Raw genomic sequence first — 16,653 nt, 5'->3', positions numbered from 1 at the left:
GCGTGGGAGCTTGGTTCATGTCCCCTCGCCTGGTAACCCGGGGCTTGCGACTCGGCCTTTCGGCTTTCGTCTGCCCGGTCTCCCTGGCGACGAAGAGAAGATTACACGCTCCCCAAACCCCCGAAAACAGGGGGGTCCCCTTTTGACGAAAGCCCAGGTCAGCGGGCCTTTCAGCCGTGCAGGCGCAGACCGGCCAGGTTCCGCTTGCCGCGCCGGACGACGAGCCACCGTCCGTGCAGCGCGTCGGACATCGACGGTGCCCACGTCTCGTCGGTGATCTTCTGGTTGTTCACGTACGCACCGCCCTCCTTGACGGTGCGCCGCGCCGCACCCTTGCTCTCGACGAGTCCGGTCGCCACGAGGACGTCGACGATCGTCGGCTCGTCCGACAGCGACACCTCCCCCGCGGGTACCTCCGCCAGCGCGGAGCGCAGGGTCGGCTCGTCGAGCTCGGCGAGCTCCCCGCGGCCGAACAACGCCTGGCTGGCGGCGACGACCTGGGCCGTCTGGTCGGGGCCGTGGACCAGGTCGGTCAGCTCCTGCGCCAGCCTGCGCTGCCCGAGCCGCGCCGCGGGCCGTTCGGCCGTGGCGGTCTCCAGCTCGGCGATCTCGTCCCGGTCGAGGAACGTCAGCAGCTTCAGGTACTCCACGACGCTCGCGTCCGGCAGGTTGAGGAAGTACTGGTACCAGGCGTACGGCGACGTGAGCTCCGGGTCGAGCCAGACGTTGCCGCCCCCGGTCGACTTGCCGAGCTTGCGTCCCTCGGCGTCGGTGACGAGCGGGGTCGTCAGCGCGTGCACCTGCTCGCCGTGCACCCTGCGCACGAGGTCGACACCGGCGACGATGTTGCCCCACTGGTCCGAACCACCGATCTGGAGCCGGACACCGTGGCGTTCGAACAGCTCCCGGTAGTCGGTGGCCTGCAGGAGCATGTAGCTGAACTCGGTGTAGGAGATGCCCTCGCCGTCGAGCCTGCGTTTGACGGTCTCGCGCGCCAGCATCGTGTTGATCGAGAAGTGCTTGCCGACGTCCCGCAGGAACGTCGGCACGGTCATCGCACCCAGCCAGTCGAGGTTGTTGACCTCGATGGGAGGCACGTCGGCGTGGTCGAAGTCGACGAACCGCGCCAGCTGGCCCCGCAGTCGCTCCGCCCACTCGCGCACGGTGTCCTCGGAGTTCAGCGTCCGCTCGCCGACGTCACGGGGATCGCCGATCAGCCCGGTGCCACCGCCGGCGAGCAACACCGGCCGGTGGCCGGCGTTTTGCAGCCGCCGCAGCACCAGCATCTGGACGAGATGACCGGCGTGCAGGCTCGGCGCGGTGGGGTCGAAACCGATGTAGGCCGCCACCGGCCCCGCGTCGAGATCGCGCCGCAGCGCCTCGAGATCCGTGGACTGCGTGATCAGTCCCCGCCAGGTCAGCTCGTCAAGAATGTGCTCGCTCACGGGGGTCATTGTCCCCGCTCGGGGTGCGCCGACGTCGCCGGGACCGGATTACCGGCGGACGCGGCCACCCCTGCGGTAGGTGCTCACGGCGGGGGAACCGTCGATCCAGAACCGCCACGGCACGTCCTGCGCCGCGGCCACGCCGACCCGCGGGCCCGTGCGGATCCGCTCGGCGGGCACGTCGTCGCCGTGGCACAACCGCACCGGCGAATCCGGGTCGGTGAGGTCGATGCCGTTGTGGGCGGCGTCGAGCCCCAGCACGGACGTCAGGACCGCGGGTCCCTTCGCGACCGTGCCGTTGCCGCGCGCCGTCGGACGCCGGGTGCGCGCCAGCTCCTGCCCCTCGAGCACCTCGCCGGCGCGGACGAGCACGGCGCCGGGTTTGCCGTCGGTCAGGCCGACGACGTTGGCACAGAAGTGCATGCCGTAGACGAAGTAGACGTACAGGTGTCCCGCGGGGCCCCACATGACGTCGTTGCGCGGCGTCCGACCGCGGTAGCAGTGCGACGCGGGGTCGTCGAGACCGCGGTAGGCCTCGACCTCCGCGAGCCGCACCCGCACCGTGCCCTCCTCGCTGTGGGATTCGAGCACGCAGCCGAGCAACCACGGGGCGAGCGCGACCGGATCGACGGCCAGCTCGTCCCGGCCGACCACACCCACACCCTCGTCGATCATGCTCAGCAGCGTAACGGGGCGGGGCCGAGGCGCCGTGAGCCTTGCGTCACGGCGCCTCGGCGGTGGGAACATTGGTCGCGTTGAACGCGACCATGGGGCCCTCGGGAGCCTTGTGTCACGGCGCCTTGGGGGTTGCCCACGCCCGGTGGGCGGCGGCGCGTTCGACGAGGCGGTCCCGCTGTTCGGCCACACGCGGCGGAGCCGTACCGCCCTTGGCATCGCGTGAGGACACCGATCCGGAGACGGTCAGCACCTCGCGCACGTCGGGCGTCAGCTCGGCGTGGATCGCCGCCAGCTCGTCGTCGGTCAGCTCGTCGAGGCCGGCGCCGCGCGCCTCGGCGACGCGGACGCACTCCCCCGCCGCCTCGTGGGCGCTGCGGAACGGCACCCCCTTGCGCACGAGCCACTCGGCGATGTCGGTGGCGAGCGTGAATCCCGCAGGGGCCAGTTCGGCCATCCGGTCGGTGTGGAAGGTGAGCGTGCCGAGCATGCCCGCCAACGCGGGGAAGAGCAGCTCCAGGTGCGCCACTGAGTCGAAGACCGGTTCCTTGTCCTCCTGCAGGTCCCGGTTGTAGGCCAACGGCTGCGCCTTGAGGGTCGCCAGCAGACCGGACAGGTTGCCGATGAGCTTGCCCGCCTTGCCCCGCGTGAGCTCGGCGACGTCCGGGTTCTTCTTCTGCGGCATGATCGAGCTGCCCGTCGCCCACGCGTCGTCGAGCGTCACGTAGCCGAACTCGGCGGTGTTCCAGAGGATGACCTCCTCGGCGATCCGCGAGAGGTTGACCCCCAGCATCGCCAGTGCGAAGGCGAACTCGGCGGCGAAGTCCCGCGAGGCGGTGCCGTCGATCGAGTTGTCGACGCTGCTCGCGAACCCGAGTTCCGCGGCGACCGCCTCGGGGTCGAGTCCGAGCGAGGATCCGGCGAGCGCCCCGGAGCCGTACGGCGACTCGGCGGTCCGCGCGTCCCAGTCGCGCAGCCTGCCGACGTCGCGCAGCAACGACTGCGCGTGGGCCAGCAGGTGGTGGGCCAGCAGGACGGGCTGGGCGTGCTGGAGGTGGGTCCGGCCGGGCAGCACGGCGTCCGGGTAGCGGCGGGCCTGCGCGACGAGGGCATCGACGACGTCGAGCGTGCCCGTCACCACCCGCCGGGCCGCGTCGCGCAGCCACATGCGGAACAGGGTCGCCACCTGGTCGTTGCGCGAACGCCCGGCCCTCAGCTTTCCGCCCAGCTCGTCACCCGCACGTTCGAGCAGTCCGCGTTCGAGTGCGGTGTGGACGTCCTCGTCGGCGATCGTCGGGGTGAACGCGCCGGAGGCGACGTCCTCGGCGAGCGTGTCGAGCGCGGTGAGCATGCCGTCGAGTTCGGCGTCGGACAGCAGGCCCGCCCGGTGCAGTACGCGCGCGTGGGCACGCGAGCCCGCGATGTCGTACGGCGCGAGCACCCAGTCGAAGTGCGTCGACGCCGACAACGCCGCCATCGCCTCGGCGGGCCCGCTGGCGAAGCGCCCGCCCCACAGCTTGACGCCCTCGGTTCCCGTGCCGGTGTGGTTGTCGCTGGAGCTCATCAGTCGGTTCCGTACTCCATCGCTGCTTCGTCGAGGGGCGTCGGCGTCTCGGCGGCGTCGGTCGAGACGTCCGGGTTGTCGGTGATGCGGTCGGCACCGCCGGACGGCAGCTCGCCGAACAGCGTGCCGTTCTCGACGAGCACCTGTCCCTGGTCCAACGGCTGCTCGGCGTAGAACTCGAGCTTGTGGCGGGAGTCGGCGATGTCGAGGTTGCGCATCGTCAGCTGGCCGATGCGGTCGGTCGGGCCGAAGGCCGCGCCCTCGACGCGTTCCATCGACAGCCGCTCCGGGTGGTAGGAGAAGTTGGCGCCCTGGGTGTCGAGGATCGTGTAGTCCTCACCGCGGCGCAGCCGCAGCGTGACCTCGCCGGTGACCAGCGACGAGATCCACCGCTGGATGGCCTCGCGCTGCATCAGCGCCTGCGGGTCGAGCCACCGGCCCTCGTAGAGCAGCCTGCCGAGCTTGCGGCCCTCGTTGTGGTAGTTGGCGACGGTGTCCTCGTTGTGGATCGCGTTGAGCAGCCGCTCGTAGGTGATCCACAGCAGCGCCATGCCGGGCGCCTCGTAGATGCCCCGCGACTTGGCCTCGATGATCCGGTTCTCGATCTGGTCGGACATGCCGAGCCCGTGCCGGCCGCCGATCGCGTTGGCCTCCGTCACGAGGGCCACCGGGTCGTCGAACGTCCGCCCATTGATCGCGACGGGACGGCCCGCCTCGAACCGCACGGTGACGTCCTCGGTGGGGATCTCCACGGCCGGGTCCCAGAACCGCACCCCCATGATCGGCTCGACCGTCTCCAGCGACACGTCGAGGTGCTCGAGGGTCTTCGCCTCGTGGGTGGCACCCCAGATGTTGGCGTCGGTCGAGTACGCCTTCTCCGCGGGGTCGCGGTACGGCAGACCGTGTTCGGTCAGCCACTCGCTCATCTCCTGCCGGCCGCCGAGCTCGCGCACGAAGTCCGGGTCCAGCCACGGCTTGTAGATCCGCAGGTCCGGGTTGGCCAGCAGGCCGTACCGGTAGAAGCGCTCGATGTCGTTGCCCTTGAACGTCGACCCGTCGCCCCAGATGTCCACGCCGTCCGCCTGCATCGCCCTGACCAGCATCGTGCCGGTCACGGCGCGGCCCAGCGGCGTGGTGTTGAAGTAAGCGCGGCCGCCGGAACGCAGGTGGAACGCACCGCACGCGAGCGCGGCCAGGCCCTCCTCCACCAGCTGCGGCTTGAGGTCGAGGATGCGGGCGATCTCGGCGCCGTACTCCTTCGCGCGGTCGGGCACACCCGCGATGTCGTCCTCGTCGTACTGGCCGATGTCGGCGGTGTAGGTGCACGGGATCGCGCCCTTCTCGCGCATCCACGCCGCAGCCACCGACGTGTCGAGGCCGCCGGAGAACGCGATGCCGACGCGCTCCCCCTTGGGCAGGGACATCAGAACCTTGCTCATTGCTTCTACTTCCTCACGTCCGGATCAGTCGGGGGTGTGGCCGTCGGCCAGGTCGGACAGCAGGCGGGCCAGGGCGGGGCCGCCGTCGGGGTCCCGCGCGATCACCATGAGCGTGTCGTCGCCCGCGATGGTGCCCAGGACCTCGGCCAGCGCCGCGCGGTCGATGGCGCTGGCCAGGAACTGCGCGGCGCCGGGCGGGGTCCGCACCACCGTCAGGTTCGCCGACCCCTCCGCCGACACGAGCAACTCGCCCAGCAGTCGCGACAGCCGTGACGTGCCACCCTGCACGCCCTTGACCGGGCTGCCGTCCTCGGGGATGACGTACACCGGAGCACCGGAGTCGGCGCCCCGCAGCTTCACGGCACCCAGCTCGTCGAGGTCGCGCGACAACGTGGCCTGCGTGACCTCGACGCCCTCGGCGGCCAGCAGCTTCGCCAGTTCGGTCTGGCTGCGAATGGCCATCGTGGACACGAGTTCGGCGATCCGCGCCTGCCGTGCGACCCGCGAGAGACTCATCGTCGCTGCCGCCCGTGGCGTGCCGGGGCCGGGTGGGTCACGTCGCGGCGATTCACACGTTCTCCTTCGCCATCAGCCAGGTCAGCAGCGCCTTCTGGGCGTGGAGGCGGTTCTCCGCCTCGTCCCACACCGCGCTGGCCGGGCCGTCGATCACCTCGTCGGTGATCTCCCAGCCGCGGTGCGCGGGCAGATCGTGCAACACGATGGTGTCCTTGCCGGTGCGGGCCAGCAGCTCCTCGTTGACCTGGAACGGGCGGAACGGCGCGACCCGGTCCTTGCCGTCGTTCTCCTGGCCCATGGAGGTCCACGCGTCGGTCGTCACGACGTCGGCCCCGTCGACCGCCGCATGCGGGTCGGTCAGCACCGCAGCGCTGCCACCGGTCTCGGCGGCCCGCTTGTGCACGGCCTCGAGGATCCACGGCACCGGGTGGAATCCCTCGGGCGCGGCCACACGCACGTGCATGCCCGCGGTGACACCGCCGAGCAGCAGCGAGTGCGCCATGTTGTTGGCCGCGTCGCCGAGATAGGTCAGCGTCAGCCCGGCCAGGCTGCCCTTGCGTTCCCGCACGGTCTGCAGGTCGGCGAGGATCTGGCACGGGTGGAACTCGTCGGTGAGCGCGTTGATCACCGGGACCGTGGCCTCACGGGCCAGCTTGTCGATGCGGGCCTGGGCGAACGTGCGCCAGACGACCGCGTCGACGTACCGCGACAACACCCGGGCCGTGTCCTCGATCGTCTCCTCGCGCCCGAGCTGCATGCTGCGCCCGTCCACCACCACGGGGTGCCCGCCGAGCTGCGCGATGCCCACCTCGAACGAGAAGCGCGTGCGGGTCGAGTTCTTCTCGAAGATCACGGCGACGGCCTTCGGCCCCGCGAGCTGGTCGCCGTGGGGCTGCTTCTTCAGCGTGTCGGCGAGGTCGAGGATCTCCGTCTGCTCCGCGGGCGTCAGGTCGTCGTCCCGGAGGAAATGGCGTGGCATGTCAGTCCTTCGTTGTCGCCCTGGCGGGCCTGGTCCGGTGGGAGCGGTGCCGGTGAGTGCGGTCGGGCCGGGCCTGGCTACCCGGCTGCGTTCTCCCCGGCGGCTTTCTCTTCTGTTTCCTCGGCGGCCTTCTCCTCGGCGGCCCTCTCCTCGGCAGCACGGTCGAGCGCGGCGGGCAGCGCGGCCACCAGCCGGTCCGCCTGCTCGCGCGAGGTGATCAGCGGCGGTGCCAGCCGGATCACGTCGGGCTGGATCGGGTTGACGAGGAATCCCGCCTTCTGCGCCGCGGCGGCCGTCTTCGCCGCAACCGTGTCGGTGAGCTGCACCCCGAGCAGTACGCCCGCGCCGCGGACACCGTCGACGAGGGCGTGCTCGAGTCCCTCGATCCCCGACGTGAGCTCCTTGCCGAGTGCCGCCACGCGGTCGAGCAGGCCGTCGGAGGCGATCGTGTCGAGCACGGCCAGCCCGGCGGCGCAGCACACGGGGTTGCCACCGAACGTCGTGCCGTGCTGGCCCGGTTCGAACAACTCGGCCGCCGCGCCGAAGGCGAGGCAGGCGCCGAGCGGAAGCCCGCCCCCGAGTCCCTTCGCGAGCGTGACGATGTCGGGCGTGATGCCCGCCTGCTGGAAGCCGAACCAGCTGCCGAGCCTGCCGACACCGGTCTGCACCTCGTCGACGACGAGCAACGCGCCGTGGGCGCTCGTGATCTCGCGCGCGGCGGCCAGGTACCCCTCCGGCGGCACGACGACGCCGTTCTCCCCCTGGACCGGTTCGACGACGAACGCGGCCGTGTCGTCGTCGATCGCTGCCTCGAGGGCGGCCACGTCGCCGTACGGGATGTGGCGGACGCCGGGTACGAGCGGTTCGAACGGCTCCCGCTTTCCTGGCTGGCCGGTGAGCGCGAGCGCACCCATCGTGCGGCCGTGGAACCCGCCGTCGGTCGCGACGACGGTGCTGCGCCCGGTCCTGCGTGTGAGCTTGAACGCCGCCTCGTTGGCCTCCGCGCCGGAGTTGCAGAACAACACCTTGCCTGCGTCCACACCGGACACTTCCAGCAGTCGTTCGGCGAGGGTCAGCGCGGGTTCGTTGATGTACAGGTTGGACGTGTGGCCGATCGTGGCGACCTGCCGCGTCACGGCGTCGACGACAGCCGGGTGCGCGTGCCCGAGCGCGTTGACCGCGATACCGGTGAGGAAGTCGACGTAGCTGTTGCCGTCGGCGTCCCACACCACGGCGCCCTCACCGCGCACGAGGGACAGCTGCGGGGTCCCGTAGTTGTTCATCATCGCGGCCTGCCACCGCCGCTGCTGGTCCTGATTGGACATCACGAGACCTCCTGCGCCCCGTCGGGAACGACCATCGTGCCGATGCCGCGTTCGGTGAACACCTCGAGCAGCACCGAGTGCGGGATGCGCCCGTCGATCACGTGTGCGCGCCGGACACCGCCGTGGATCGCGCGCACGCACGCCTCCATCTTCGGGATCATGCCGCTGGCCAGCTCGGGCAGCATCGCGTTGAGCCTGCTCACCCCGATCCGGTCGATCAGCGACGACCGGTCCGGCCAGTTCGCGTACAGGCCCTCGACGTCGGTCAGCACGACGAGCTTCTCCGCGCCGAGCGCACCGGCCAGCGCACCGGCCGCGGTGTCGGCGTTGACGTTGTGCACGACACCGTCGGCGTCCGGCGCGACGGTCGACACCACCGGGATGCGGCCGGCGTTGACGATGTCCTGCACCGCATCCGGGTTCACGCCGGCGACCTCGCCGACGAGTCCGATGTCGACACTCTCGCCGTCGACGGTGGCCTGCTTGCGCTCGGCGGTGAACAGCCGCGCGTCCTCGCCGGAGATGCCGACCGCGTACGGACCGTGGGCGTTGATCAAGCCCACGAGTTCCCTGCTGACCTGTCCGACCAGCACCATGCGCACCACATCCATGGTCTCCGGCGTGGTGACCCGCAGTCCGCCCTTGAACTCGCCCTCGATACCGAGACGGTCGAGCATCAAGTTGATCTGCGGCCCGCCGCCGTGCACCACCACCGGATGCACACCCGCCAGCCGCAGGAAGACCATGTCCTCGGCGAAGGCGCGTTTGAGTTCGTCGTCGACCATGGCGTTGCCGCCGTACTTGACGACCACCGTGGCGCCGTGGAACCGCTGCAACCACGGCAGCGCCTCGATCAGCACCCCCGCCTTCTCGGCCGCCGTGGCGAGCCGCTCGTCGGCGGGGACCAGGGATTCCGGATCACTCATGTCGAATACGCCGAGTTCTCGTGCACGTAGGCGTGCGTCAGGTCGTTGGTCCAGATCGTGGCGGACTCCGTGCCCGCCTTGAGGTCGACGGTCACGCTGACCGCCCGCGCGTCGAGGTCCACGAGATCGCGTGAGTCACCCGGCTCCCCGCCGCGGCAGATCCACACCCCGTTCATGGCGACGTCCAGAGCGGACGGTTCGAACTCGGCACTCGTCGTGCCCACCGAGGCGAGGATGCGTCCCCAGTTCGGGTCCTTGCCGAAGATCGCCGCCTTGAACAGGTTGCTGCGCGCGATCGACCGGCCCACCTCGACGGCGTCGTCCTCGGAAGCCGCACCCACGACCTCGATCGCGATGTCGTGGTCGGCCCCCTCGGCGTCCGAGAGCAGCTGCTGCGCCAGGTCGTGGCAGACCTCTGTCAGTTTCTCGGTGAACGCGGCCTCGTCGGCGGCCACCCCGCTGGCACCGCTACACATGAGCAGCACGGTGTCGTTGGTGGACATGCAGCCGTCCGAGTCGAGCCGGTCGAACGTCACGCGCGTCGCCGCCCGCAGTGCGCGGTCGGCCGCCGCGGAATCCAGTTCGGCGTCCGTCGTGATCACCACGAGCATCGTCGCCAGCGCCGGTGCCAGCATGCCGGCACCCTTGGCCATGCCGCCGATGCTCCACCCGTCGCCGGAACGCAGCGACTCCTTGCTGTGGGTGTCGGTGGTCATGATCGCCTCGGCCGCCGCGCCGCCGCCCTCGGCCGACAGCTCCCCCGCCGCGGCCTCGATCCCGGCGGTGAGCCGGTCGCGCTCCAGCTGCTCGCCGATGAGCCCGGTCGAGCACACCACGACGTCGATGGCGCCGAGCCCGAGCCGTTCGGCGACCAGTTCCGCGCTCGCGTGCGTGGTCTGGAAACCCTCGGGCCCGGTGTAACAGTTCGCCCCGCCGGAGTTCAGCACGACCGCCTTGGCCCTGCCGTCCGCGGTGACCTGCTCACTCCACAACACGGGATTGGCCTTGCACCGGTTGCTCGTGTAGACGCAGGCGGCGATGTCGGAGGGTCCGTCGTTGACCACGAGCGCGACGTCGGGCTTGCCGCTGGCCTTGAGCCCGGCGGTGACGCCCGCGGCCCGGAACCCCTTCGGAGACGTGATGCTCACGGTGCCACCCCCGCGGTCGGCAGCCCGGCCGTCTCGTCGAGACCGAGCGCGAGATTCATGGACTGGACGGCTCCACCCGCCGTGCCCTTGGTGAGGTTGTCGATCGCGGCCACGACCACGAGTCGTCCGGCGTCGGCGTCGACGGCCACCTGCAGCTGCACCGTGTTCGATCCCACGGTCGCCGCGGTGGTCGGCCACTGTCCCTCCGGCAACAGCTGCACGAACGGCTCGTCGGCGTAGGCCTTCTCGTAGGCGGCACGAACAGCGGCCTCACCGGTCTCCGTGTCGCCGGTCAGGGGCGCGCTCGCGGTGGTGAGGATGCCGCGCGGCATCGGGGCCAGTACCGGGGTGAACGACACCGTCACGGTCCTGCCCGCCGCGCCGCTGAGGTTCTGGACGAACTCGGGCGTGTGCCGGTGTGCACCGGCGATCCCGTAGGCGCTGGCGTTGCCCATCACCTCGGAGCCGAGCAGGTGCGGTTTGAGGCTCTTGCCTGCGCCCGAGGTGCCGGTCACGGACACGATCGTCACGTCGGGTTCGACGAGGCCGGCCGACAACGCGGGCGCCAACGCCAGCGAGCCGCCCGTCGGGAAGCAGCCGGGCACGGCGACCCGCGTCGTCGCACGCAGTCGCTCGCGAGCGCCGGGCAGCTCCGGCAGGCCGTAGGGCCAGGTCCCCGCGTGGTCCCCGCCGTACCAGCGCTGCCAGTCCGCGGAGTCGGCGAGCCGGTGGTCGGCGCCCATGTCGACGACGAGCACGTCGGGACCGAGCTGGTCTGCGATCGCGGCCGAATGGCCGTGCGGCAGCGCCAGGAACACGACATCGTGACCCGCGAGCGTGTCGGCCGACGTCTCCTCGACGATCCGGCCGGCGAGCGGAGCCAGGTGGGGTTGCGCCTGACCCAGTGGGGTACCCGCACTGCTGGCCGCCGTCAGCGCCCCGATCTCGACCTCAGGGTGCGCCAGCAGCAGGCGGAGCAGTTCGCCTCCCGCGTATCCGGTGGCACCCGCCACCGCAACCTTCACCGTCATACGAATGATTATGCATGACCATGCAAGCTCAATACAAACGCCCTGTCGCCGACCCCACCACCAGGTGAACGACAAAGCTCCCAAGGGCCCCATAGTTGCGTTGAACGCAACTATGGGGCCCTTGGGAGCACGTGCCCAGGGTGTCAGGCGCGCAGGGTGGCTCCGCACCGTTCGGTCACGGCCGCGACGGCCGCGTCCCGCGCCTCGGTGGCCTCCTCCACGGTCAACGTCCGGTCGCCGGCACGGAAGCGCAGCTTGTAGGCCAGCGAGTGCTTGCCCTCCCCGACCTGCTCACCGGTGTAGAGGTCGAACAGCGTGACGTCCTCGAGCAGCTCGCCCCCGCCGGACCGCAGCGCGTCGGCCACGTCGGCCGACGGCACGTCGTCGGCGACCACCAGCGCCACGTCCAGCAGCACCGGGGGGAACGCCGAGATCGACGGGGCCGGGCGGACCTCGCGCAGCGGCAACGCGTCGAGGTCGAGTTCCATCGCGACAGTGCGCGGCGGCAGTTCGAGCGCCTCCAGCACCTTCGGGTGCAGCTCGCCCGCGTGCCCGATCGTCGACTCGCCCGCGACCAGCCGGGCGCAGCGGCCCGGGTGCCACGGCAGCACGTCGTCGGCCTCGACCCGCAGTTCGGTCTTCGCCGCCTGGGCCACGAGCCTCGCGGCCTGGATCGCATCGGCCCAGCCCGCCTGCTCGCCCTGGCCCCACCAGCCGTCACGCAGCCGGCGACCGGACAGCACGACCGCGACGTGCCGCGGCTGATGCGGCACCGCGGCCTCGAGCGCCGCGAGCTGCTCGTCGTCGGGCCTGCCCGCGACACCGGGGTCCGGTGCGGCACCGCCGTCCTCGCCCGGCAGCACGACCTGTCCGATGTGGAACAGGGCGACGTCGCGCGAACCGCGGGAGATGTTGCGCTGCAACGTCTCCAACAGTCCGGGAAGCAGCGTCGTGGTGAGCCGGTTCTTGTCGGCCTCCAGCGGGTTGCGCACCTCGACGGTCCGCCTGCGCTCGTCGTCTGCCGGCAACGCGAACCGGTCCCACACCGACTCCGAGACGAACGGGAACGGCAGCACCTCGACGTACCCGGCCTCGGCCAGCGAGCGCGACACGGCGCGTTCCCTGCGCTGTGCCTCGCTCAGGCCACGCCCCGCCGGAGCGGGCGGCAACTCCGAGGGGATGCTGTCGTAGCCCTCGAGCCGCAGCACCTCCTCGACGAGGTCCGCGGGCTGCACCAGGTCGCTGCGCCAGCTCGGCGGCACGGCGCTGACCAGTGTGGTGCCGTCGTCGGCGGTGTCGATGGAGACCTTGCACCCGATCTGGGTGAGCCTGCCGACCGTGACACCCCGCTCGTAGCGAACGCCGGCGACCTTGTCGGGCAGGTTGATCGGCATCGTGACCGCCGGCATCGGTGCGGCCTCGCCGACCACGGTGCGCCCCGGCTGGATGCTGCCGTCGCCGTACTGACGCAGCAGTTTCGCGGCCCGTTCGAGCGCGGCCTCGCACAGCTGCGGATCGGCGAACCGCTCGAACCGCTTCGCTGCCTCGGAGAACAGCTTGTGCCTGCGCGCGGTGCGGCTGATCGACGCCGGATCCCAGTGCGCAGCTTCGAGCAGGACATCGGTGCTCTCGGCGCTGATCTCGGTGGTCGCACCACCCATGGTGCCCGCCAGCGAGATGACGCCGGTGTCGTCGGCGATCACCACGTCGTCCGGGTCGAGAGCGCGCTCGGCGTCGTCGAGGGTCGTGAGCGTCTCGCCCTCGGCGGCCCTGCGCACCACCAGGTCGCCCTTGATCGAGCCGGTGTCGAAGGCGTGCAACGGCTGCCCGAGCTCGAGCATGACGTAGTTGGTGACGTCGACGGCCAGCGAGATCGACCGCATCCCGGCCAACAGCAGCCTGCGCCGCATCCACCACGGCGTCGGCGCACCCGCGTCGAGGCCGGTGACCCGGCGCAGCACGAACCGGGGACAGCCCTCCGGGTCCTCGACCCGCACCGGCCACGCCTCGCCCTCGGGTTCGGGTACGTCCACCCGCGCCGGATCACCGAACGGCACGTCCAGCGCACACGACAGCTCGCGTGCCAGTCCGCGGATCGACAGGGCGTAGCCGCGGTCGGGTGTCGGCGTCACGTCCAGGACGGTGTCGTCCAGGTCGAGGATCTCGCGCGCGTCGTCGCCCGGATCGGCCGTTCCGGGCGGCAGGACGAGGATGCCCGAGTGGTCCTCGCCGATGCCGAGTTCCTTGGCCGAGCAGATCATGCCCTCGCTGACCCGGCCGTAGGTCTTCCGCGCGCTGATCGCGAAGTCGCCGGGCAGCACGGCGCCAGGCAGCGCGACGACCACGAGGTCGCCCTCGGCAAAGTTGCGGGCACCGCAGACGATGCCGTTGGTCCGCGGCTGCGGCAGCCCCCCGCCGAGATCGGCCGTGCCGCCGGAGGTGTCGGTGTCGCCGGTGCCGGTCTCCGCGCCGTCGGCGTTCCCGGAAGCGGCGTCGGTCTCGGCGCTGTCGGCGTCGTCACCGCCGTCGGCCGTGCCATCGTCACCGTCGCCGGCAGCGCCGGCAGCAGTGTCGTCCTCAGCGTCGGCGGAATCCTCCGCCGGGTCCTCGGGGCCGCCGACCTCGACCCGGCAGTACCGGATCGGCTTCTTGAACTCGGTGAGTTCCTCGATCTCGGCGACCCTGCCCACCACGAGCGGCCCGGTGACGTTGCCGACCTGTTCGACGCCCTCGACCTCGACGCCGAGGTTCACGAACGCCTCGACGAGCCTGTCGGGGGTGACGTCGTCGCCGAGCTCGAGGTGCTCGGTCAGCCAGCTGACGGGGACTCGCACTACGCCTCCTTGGTGCTGCGGTGCCGGCGCATCGGGGTTCCGATCCGGTGGTGGGACGAGACGCGGCCCATCACGTCTCCGTGCCGAACGGGACCGTGAACCGGACGTCACCCTCCACCATGTCCCGCATGTCGGGGATGCCGTTGCGGAACATCAGGGTTCGTTCGAGGCCCATGCCGAAGGCGAAACCCGAGTAGACCTCGGGGTCGACACCGCACGCACGCAGCACGTTCGGGTTGACCATGCCGCAGCCGCCCCATTCGACCCAGCCTGCGCCGCCCTTCTTCTCCGGGAACCAGACGTCGACCTCGGCCGACGGCTCGGTGAAGGGGAAGAAGTGGGGCCGGAACCGGGTACCGGACTCCTCGCCGAAGATCGCCTTGGCGAACGCGTCGAGCGTGCCGCGCAGGTGCGCCATCGTCAGTCCCTTGTCCACGGCCAGGCCTTCGACCTGGTGGAACACCGGGGTGTGGGTGGAGTCGAGTTCGTCGGTGCGGAACGTCCGGCCCGGGCACACGACGTACACCGGCAGATCACGGTGCAGCAGGGTGCGGGCCTGCACGGGCGAGGTGTGGGTGCGCAGCACGAGGTTCGAGTCGTCCGCACCCGCGTAGAACGTGTCGGCCAGCTGCCGCGCCGGGTGGTCCTTGCCGAAGTTCAGCGCGTCGAAGTTGAACCACTCGGCCTCGAGTTCGGGCCCTTCGGCGACCTCGTAGCCCATGCCGACGAAGACGTCGGAGATCCGTTCGGCGATGGTCGTCACCGGGTGGCGGGCACCGCGCGGGATCCGGTCCCACGGCAGCGTGACGTCGACGGCCTCCTCGCGGAGCACCCGCTCGTCGCGTTCGGCCTTGAGCACCGCCAGCCGCTCGTCGTAGGCGGACTGCACCGCCTGACGTGCCTGGTTGACGCGCTTGCCCGCGTCGGCCTTCTCCTCCTTGGGCAGCGATCCGATGGCTCGCTTGGCCAGCGGCACGGGCGCCTGGTCGCCGAGGTGCGCCGGCTTGACCGCCGCCAGCTCGTCGAGATCGCCCGCCGCGGCGAAGGCCTTCTCGGCCTCGGCCACCGCCGCCTGCAACGTCTCGGGAGCGAGCGCCTCGCTCCCGCTGGAGGACTGCTTATCGCTGGCTTCGGACATGTCTCCTCGGCGTGGAGCTGGTGAGATCGCCGGTGCTCGGGACGTGCCCGCCGCACCGCACGACGCTTAATCGGGTCCTGATTCTAAGCAACCGCTCCCCCGCGACCGGCGGTCACCCTCGGTCAGCAGCCGGTGTCCGGGCGGCGGCGTTCAGCCGCGCACGATGCGGGCGTAGAGGCACACCGCCGCCGCGGTGGCGAGGTTCAGGCTCTCTGCCTGACCGTGCACGGGTACGCGCACCGCGTCGTCGGCCGCGGCGACGACGTCGGAGGGCAGCCCGTGGGCCTCGTTGCCGAACACCCACGCGATCGGCCCGTCGAGGTCGACGTCGGTGAGCTCGTGGTCGGCGTAGCCGTCGGTCGCGAGCGTGCGCAGACCGGCGCGACGGCAGGCCTCGAGCACCGCGGGCACGTCCCGTTCCCGCGCGACCGGCAGGTGGAACAGGCTGCCCGTCGAGGCGCGCACGCATTTGCCGTTGTGCACGTCGACGGTCTCGCCCGCGAACACGACCGCGTCGGCGCCGGCGGCGTCGGCCACCCGCAGCACCGTGCCCGCGTTGCCCGGATCGGCGATACCGCAGAGCACGGCGACGAGACGTGGCCCGTCCGCGAGTGCCGTCTCCAGCGGCACCGTCACGGTGTCGCACACGGCCACGATCCCCTGCGGCGAGACCGTCTCGGACAGCAGTTCGGCGGCGCGCCGGTCGACGAACGAGACCTTCGGGGCCTCGGCCACGAGGTCGGCGTGCCGGTCCGCCGCTGCCTCGGTGACGAACAGTTCGTGCACCGTGCCGTGCCGCAGGGCCTCACGGACCGCCTGTGCGCCTTCGGCGAGGAACCGGCCGGCGTCGTCCCGCCCCGACCGGGTCGTCAGGCGCCGAGCAGCAACGACCCGGGGCGTCTTGTGCGTGAACACGGTGACAGCCCCGGGTCGTGTAGCGCGCGTGCTCAGGCCGACTTCTTCTCGTCGGTGTTGACGTTCTGCTTGGCGACCTCGACCAGCGAGGCGAACGCCTCGGCGTCGTTGACGGCCAGCTCCGCCAGGATCTTGCGGTCGACCTCGACACCGGCGGCCTTCAGGCCCTGGATGAGCCGGTTGTAGGTCATGCCGTTCTGCCGCGCGGCCGCGTTGATCCGGGTGATCCACAGCTGACGGAAGTCACCCTTGCGGGCACGACGGTCCCGGTACGAGTACTGGAACGAGTGGAGCGTCTGCTCCTTGGCCTTGCGATACAACCGCGAACGCTGACCGCGGTATCCGCTGGCCATGTCGAGAGTTGCGCGACGCTTCTTCTGGGCGTTCACCGCCCGCTTGACGCGTGCCACGAATCCATCCTGTCGTTCGGGGGGCGCACAGGCGCCCCGGGCTTACGGCGAGTGCGAGAAGGTCAGCGACCGAGGAGCTTCTTGACGCGGCGCACGTCAGAAGCGGCGACGTCGGTCGTGCCCTCGAGGCGACGGGTGAGCTTGGTGGGCTTGTGCTCCATCAGGTGCCGGCGACCGACACGCTGGCGGCGGAGCTTGCCGCTACCCGTCACGCGGACGCGCTTGGCCGTCCCCTTGTGCGTCTTGTTCTTCGGCATTCTTCCCTCTTTCGAACGGCAGCACACCGACTCGCGGTGTGCTGCACACGT

The 16,653-nt window shown here is 71.0% G+C and carries 14 protein-coding genes and 1 pseudogene; all 15 read right to left on the bottom strand.

What is annotated here, in order from left to right; genetic code table 11:
• Positions 1-170 precede the first annotated feature (170 nt).
• The 15 genes and pseudogenes from tyrS to rpmI all read right to left on the bottom strand — a co-directional run bounded on the left by tyrS (position 171) and on the right by rpmI (position 16,602).
• Entirely contained in the window at positions 171-1,445 is a 1,275-nt protein-coding gene (tyrS, locus tag IF64_RS0119365) for a tyrosine--tRNA ligase (RefSeq protein WP_030533566.1), read from the bottom strand.
• Positions 1,446-1,493: 48 nt separating this feature from the next.
• Positions 1,494-2,120 carry a DNA-3-methyladenine glycosylase gene (locus IF64_RS0119360; RefSeq protein WP_030533565.1) on the bottom strand — a complete coding sequence of 209 codons (627 nt, stop codon included), beginning with the start codon at positions 2,118-2,120 and terminating at the stop codon, positions 1,494-1,496.
• Positions 2,121-2,235: 115 nt separating this feature from the next.
• Complete coding sequence (gene argH, locus IF64_RS0119355; protein ID WP_051757998.1) at positions 2,236-3,684, bottom strand: argininosuccinate lyase; 1,449 nt, start codon at positions 3,682-3,684, stop codon at positions 2,236-2,238.
• Positions 3,684-5,123: an argininosuccinate synthase gene (gene argG, locus IF64_RS0119350; protein WP_030533563.1), complete on the bottom strand. Its 1,440-nt coding sequence runs from the start codon at positions 5,121-5,123 to the stop codon at positions 3,684-3,686. The genes argH and argG overlap by 1 nt, the downstream gene beginning before the upstream one ends.
• Before the next feature lie 24 nt (positions 5,124-5,147).
• A pseudogene (locus IF64_RS0119345) lies at positions 5,148-5,642 on the bottom strand (arginine repressor); the annotation flags it as partial.
• 49 nt (positions 5,643-5,691) lie between these two features.
• Positions 5,692-6,618 (bottom strand): ornithine carbamoyltransferase, encoded by a 927-nt coding sequence (gene argF / locus IF64_RS0119340; protein WP_030533561.1) that lies wholly within the window; start codon positions 6,616-6,618, stop codon positions 5,692-5,694.
• 77 nt (positions 6,619-6,695) lie between these two features.
• Positions 6,696-7,943 carry an acetylornithine transaminase gene (locus tag IF64_RS0119335; protein ID WP_051757997.1) on the bottom strand — a complete coding sequence of 416 codons (1,248 nt, stop codon included), beginning with the start codon at positions 7,941-7,943 and terminating at the stop codon, positions 6,696-6,698.
• Positions 7,943-8,869, bottom strand: coding sequence for an acetylglutamate kinase (argB, locus tag IF64_RS0119330; protein ID WP_030533559.1), 927 nt, complete (start codon positions 8,867-8,869; stop codon positions 7,943-7,945). Before argB ends, IF64_RS0119335 begins: the two co-directional genes overlap by 1 nt.
• Positions 8,866-10,017, bottom strand: a complete 1,152-nt coding sequence (gene argJ / locus IF64_RS0119325; RefSeq protein WP_030533558.1) for a bifunctional glutamate N-acetyltransferase/amino-acid acetyltransferase ArgJ — start codon at positions 10,015-10,017, stop codon at positions 8,866-8,868. Before argJ ends, argB begins: the two co-directional genes overlap by 4 nt.
• Positions 10,014-11,048 carry an N-acetyl-gamma-glutamyl-phosphate reductase gene (gene argC, locus IF64_RS0119320; RefSeq protein WP_030533557.1) on the bottom strand — a complete coding sequence of 345 codons (1,035 nt, stop codon included), beginning with the start codon at positions 11,046-11,048 and terminating at the stop codon, positions 10,014-10,016. Before argC ends, argJ begins: the two co-directional genes overlap by 4 nt.
• A 143-nt stretch (positions 11,049-11,191) precedes the next feature.
• On the bottom strand, positions 11,192-13,882 hold the full coding sequence (pheT, locus tag IF64_RS0119315) for a phenylalanine--tRNA ligase subunit beta (protein ID WP_030533556.1): 2,691 nt from the start codon (positions 13,880-13,882) through the stop codon (positions 11,192-11,194).
• A gap of 70 nt (positions 13,883-13,952) precedes the next feature.
• A complete protein-coding gene (gene pheS / locus IF64_RS0119310; RefSeq protein ID WP_030533555.1) occupies positions 13,953-15,020 on the bottom strand; it encodes a phenylalanine--tRNA ligase subunit alpha in 1,068 nt (355 codons plus the stop codon).
• Positions 15,021-15,170: 150 nt separating this feature from the next.
• Complete coding sequence (locus IF64_RS0119305; RefSeq protein WP_048807047.1) at positions 15,171-15,935, bottom strand: TrmH family RNA methyltransferase; 765 nt, start codon at positions 15,933-15,935, stop codon at positions 15,171-15,173.
• Positions 15,936-15,967: 32 nt separating this feature from the next.
• Positions 15,968-16,345, bottom strand: coding sequence for a 50S ribosomal protein L20 (gene rplT / locus IF64_RS0119300; protein ID WP_030533553.1), 378 nt, complete (start codon positions 16,343-16,345; stop codon positions 15,968-15,970).
• 62 nt (positions 16,346-16,407) lie between these two features.
• Positions 16,408-16,602, bottom strand: coding sequence for a 50S ribosomal protein L35 (gene rpmI / locus IF64_RS0119295; RefSeq protein ID WP_030533552.1), 195 nt, complete (start codon positions 16,600-16,602; stop codon positions 16,408-16,410).
• Between the last annotated feature and the right edge of the window lie 51 nt (positions 16,603-16,653).

Origin of the sequence: Prauserella rugosa (assembly GCF_000719975.1) — a bacterium.
In the GTDB taxonomy this organism is placed as follows: domain Bacteria; phylum Actinomycetota; class Actinomycetes; order Mycobacteriales; family Pseudonocardiaceae; genus Prauserella; species Prauserella rugosa.
Note: the sequence above shows the minus strand (reverse complement) of the source record. Positions and strands in the feature narration are given on the sequence as shown.

What these genes read in the sequence shown, in the direction of transcription:
- rpmI (WP_030533552.1), bottom strand. Translation starts at nt 16,602, where the DNA reads ATGCCGAAGAACAAGACGCACAAGGGGACGGCCAAGCGCGTCCGCGTG.
- argC (WP_030533557.1), bottom strand. Translation starts at nt 11,048, where the DNA reads ATGACGGTGAAGGTTGCGGTGGCGGGTGCCACCGGATACGCGGGAGGC.
- IF64_RS0119335 (WP_051757997.1), bottom strand. Translation starts at nt 7,943, where the DNA reads ATGTCCAATCAGGACCAGCAGCGGCGGTGGCAGGCCGCGATGATGAAC.
- IF64_RS0119360 (WP_030533565.1), bottom strand. Translation starts at nt 2,120, where the DNA reads ATGATCGACGAGGGTGTGGGTGTGGTCGGCCGGGACGAGCTGGCCGTC.
- pheS (WP_030533555.1), bottom strand. Translation starts at nt 15,020, where the DNA reads ATGTCCGAAGCCAGCGATAAGCAGTCCTCCAGCGGGAGCGAGGCGCTC.
- argH (WP_051757998.1), bottom strand. Translation starts at nt 3,684, where the DNA reads ATGAGCTCCAGCGACAACCACACCGGCACGGGAACCGAGGGCGTCAAG.
- argG (WP_030533563.1), bottom strand. Translation starts at nt 5,123, where the DNA reads ATGAGCAAGGTTCTGATGTCCCTGCCCAAGGGGGAGCGCGTCGGCATC.
- argF (WP_030533561.1), bottom strand. Translation starts at nt 6,618, where the DNA reads ATGCCACGCCATTTCCTCCGGGACGACGACCTGACGCCCGCGGAGCAG.
- argB (WP_030533559.1), bottom strand. Translation starts at nt 8,869, where the DNA reads ATGAGTGATCCGGAATCCCTGGTCCCCGCCGACGAGCGGCTCGCCACG.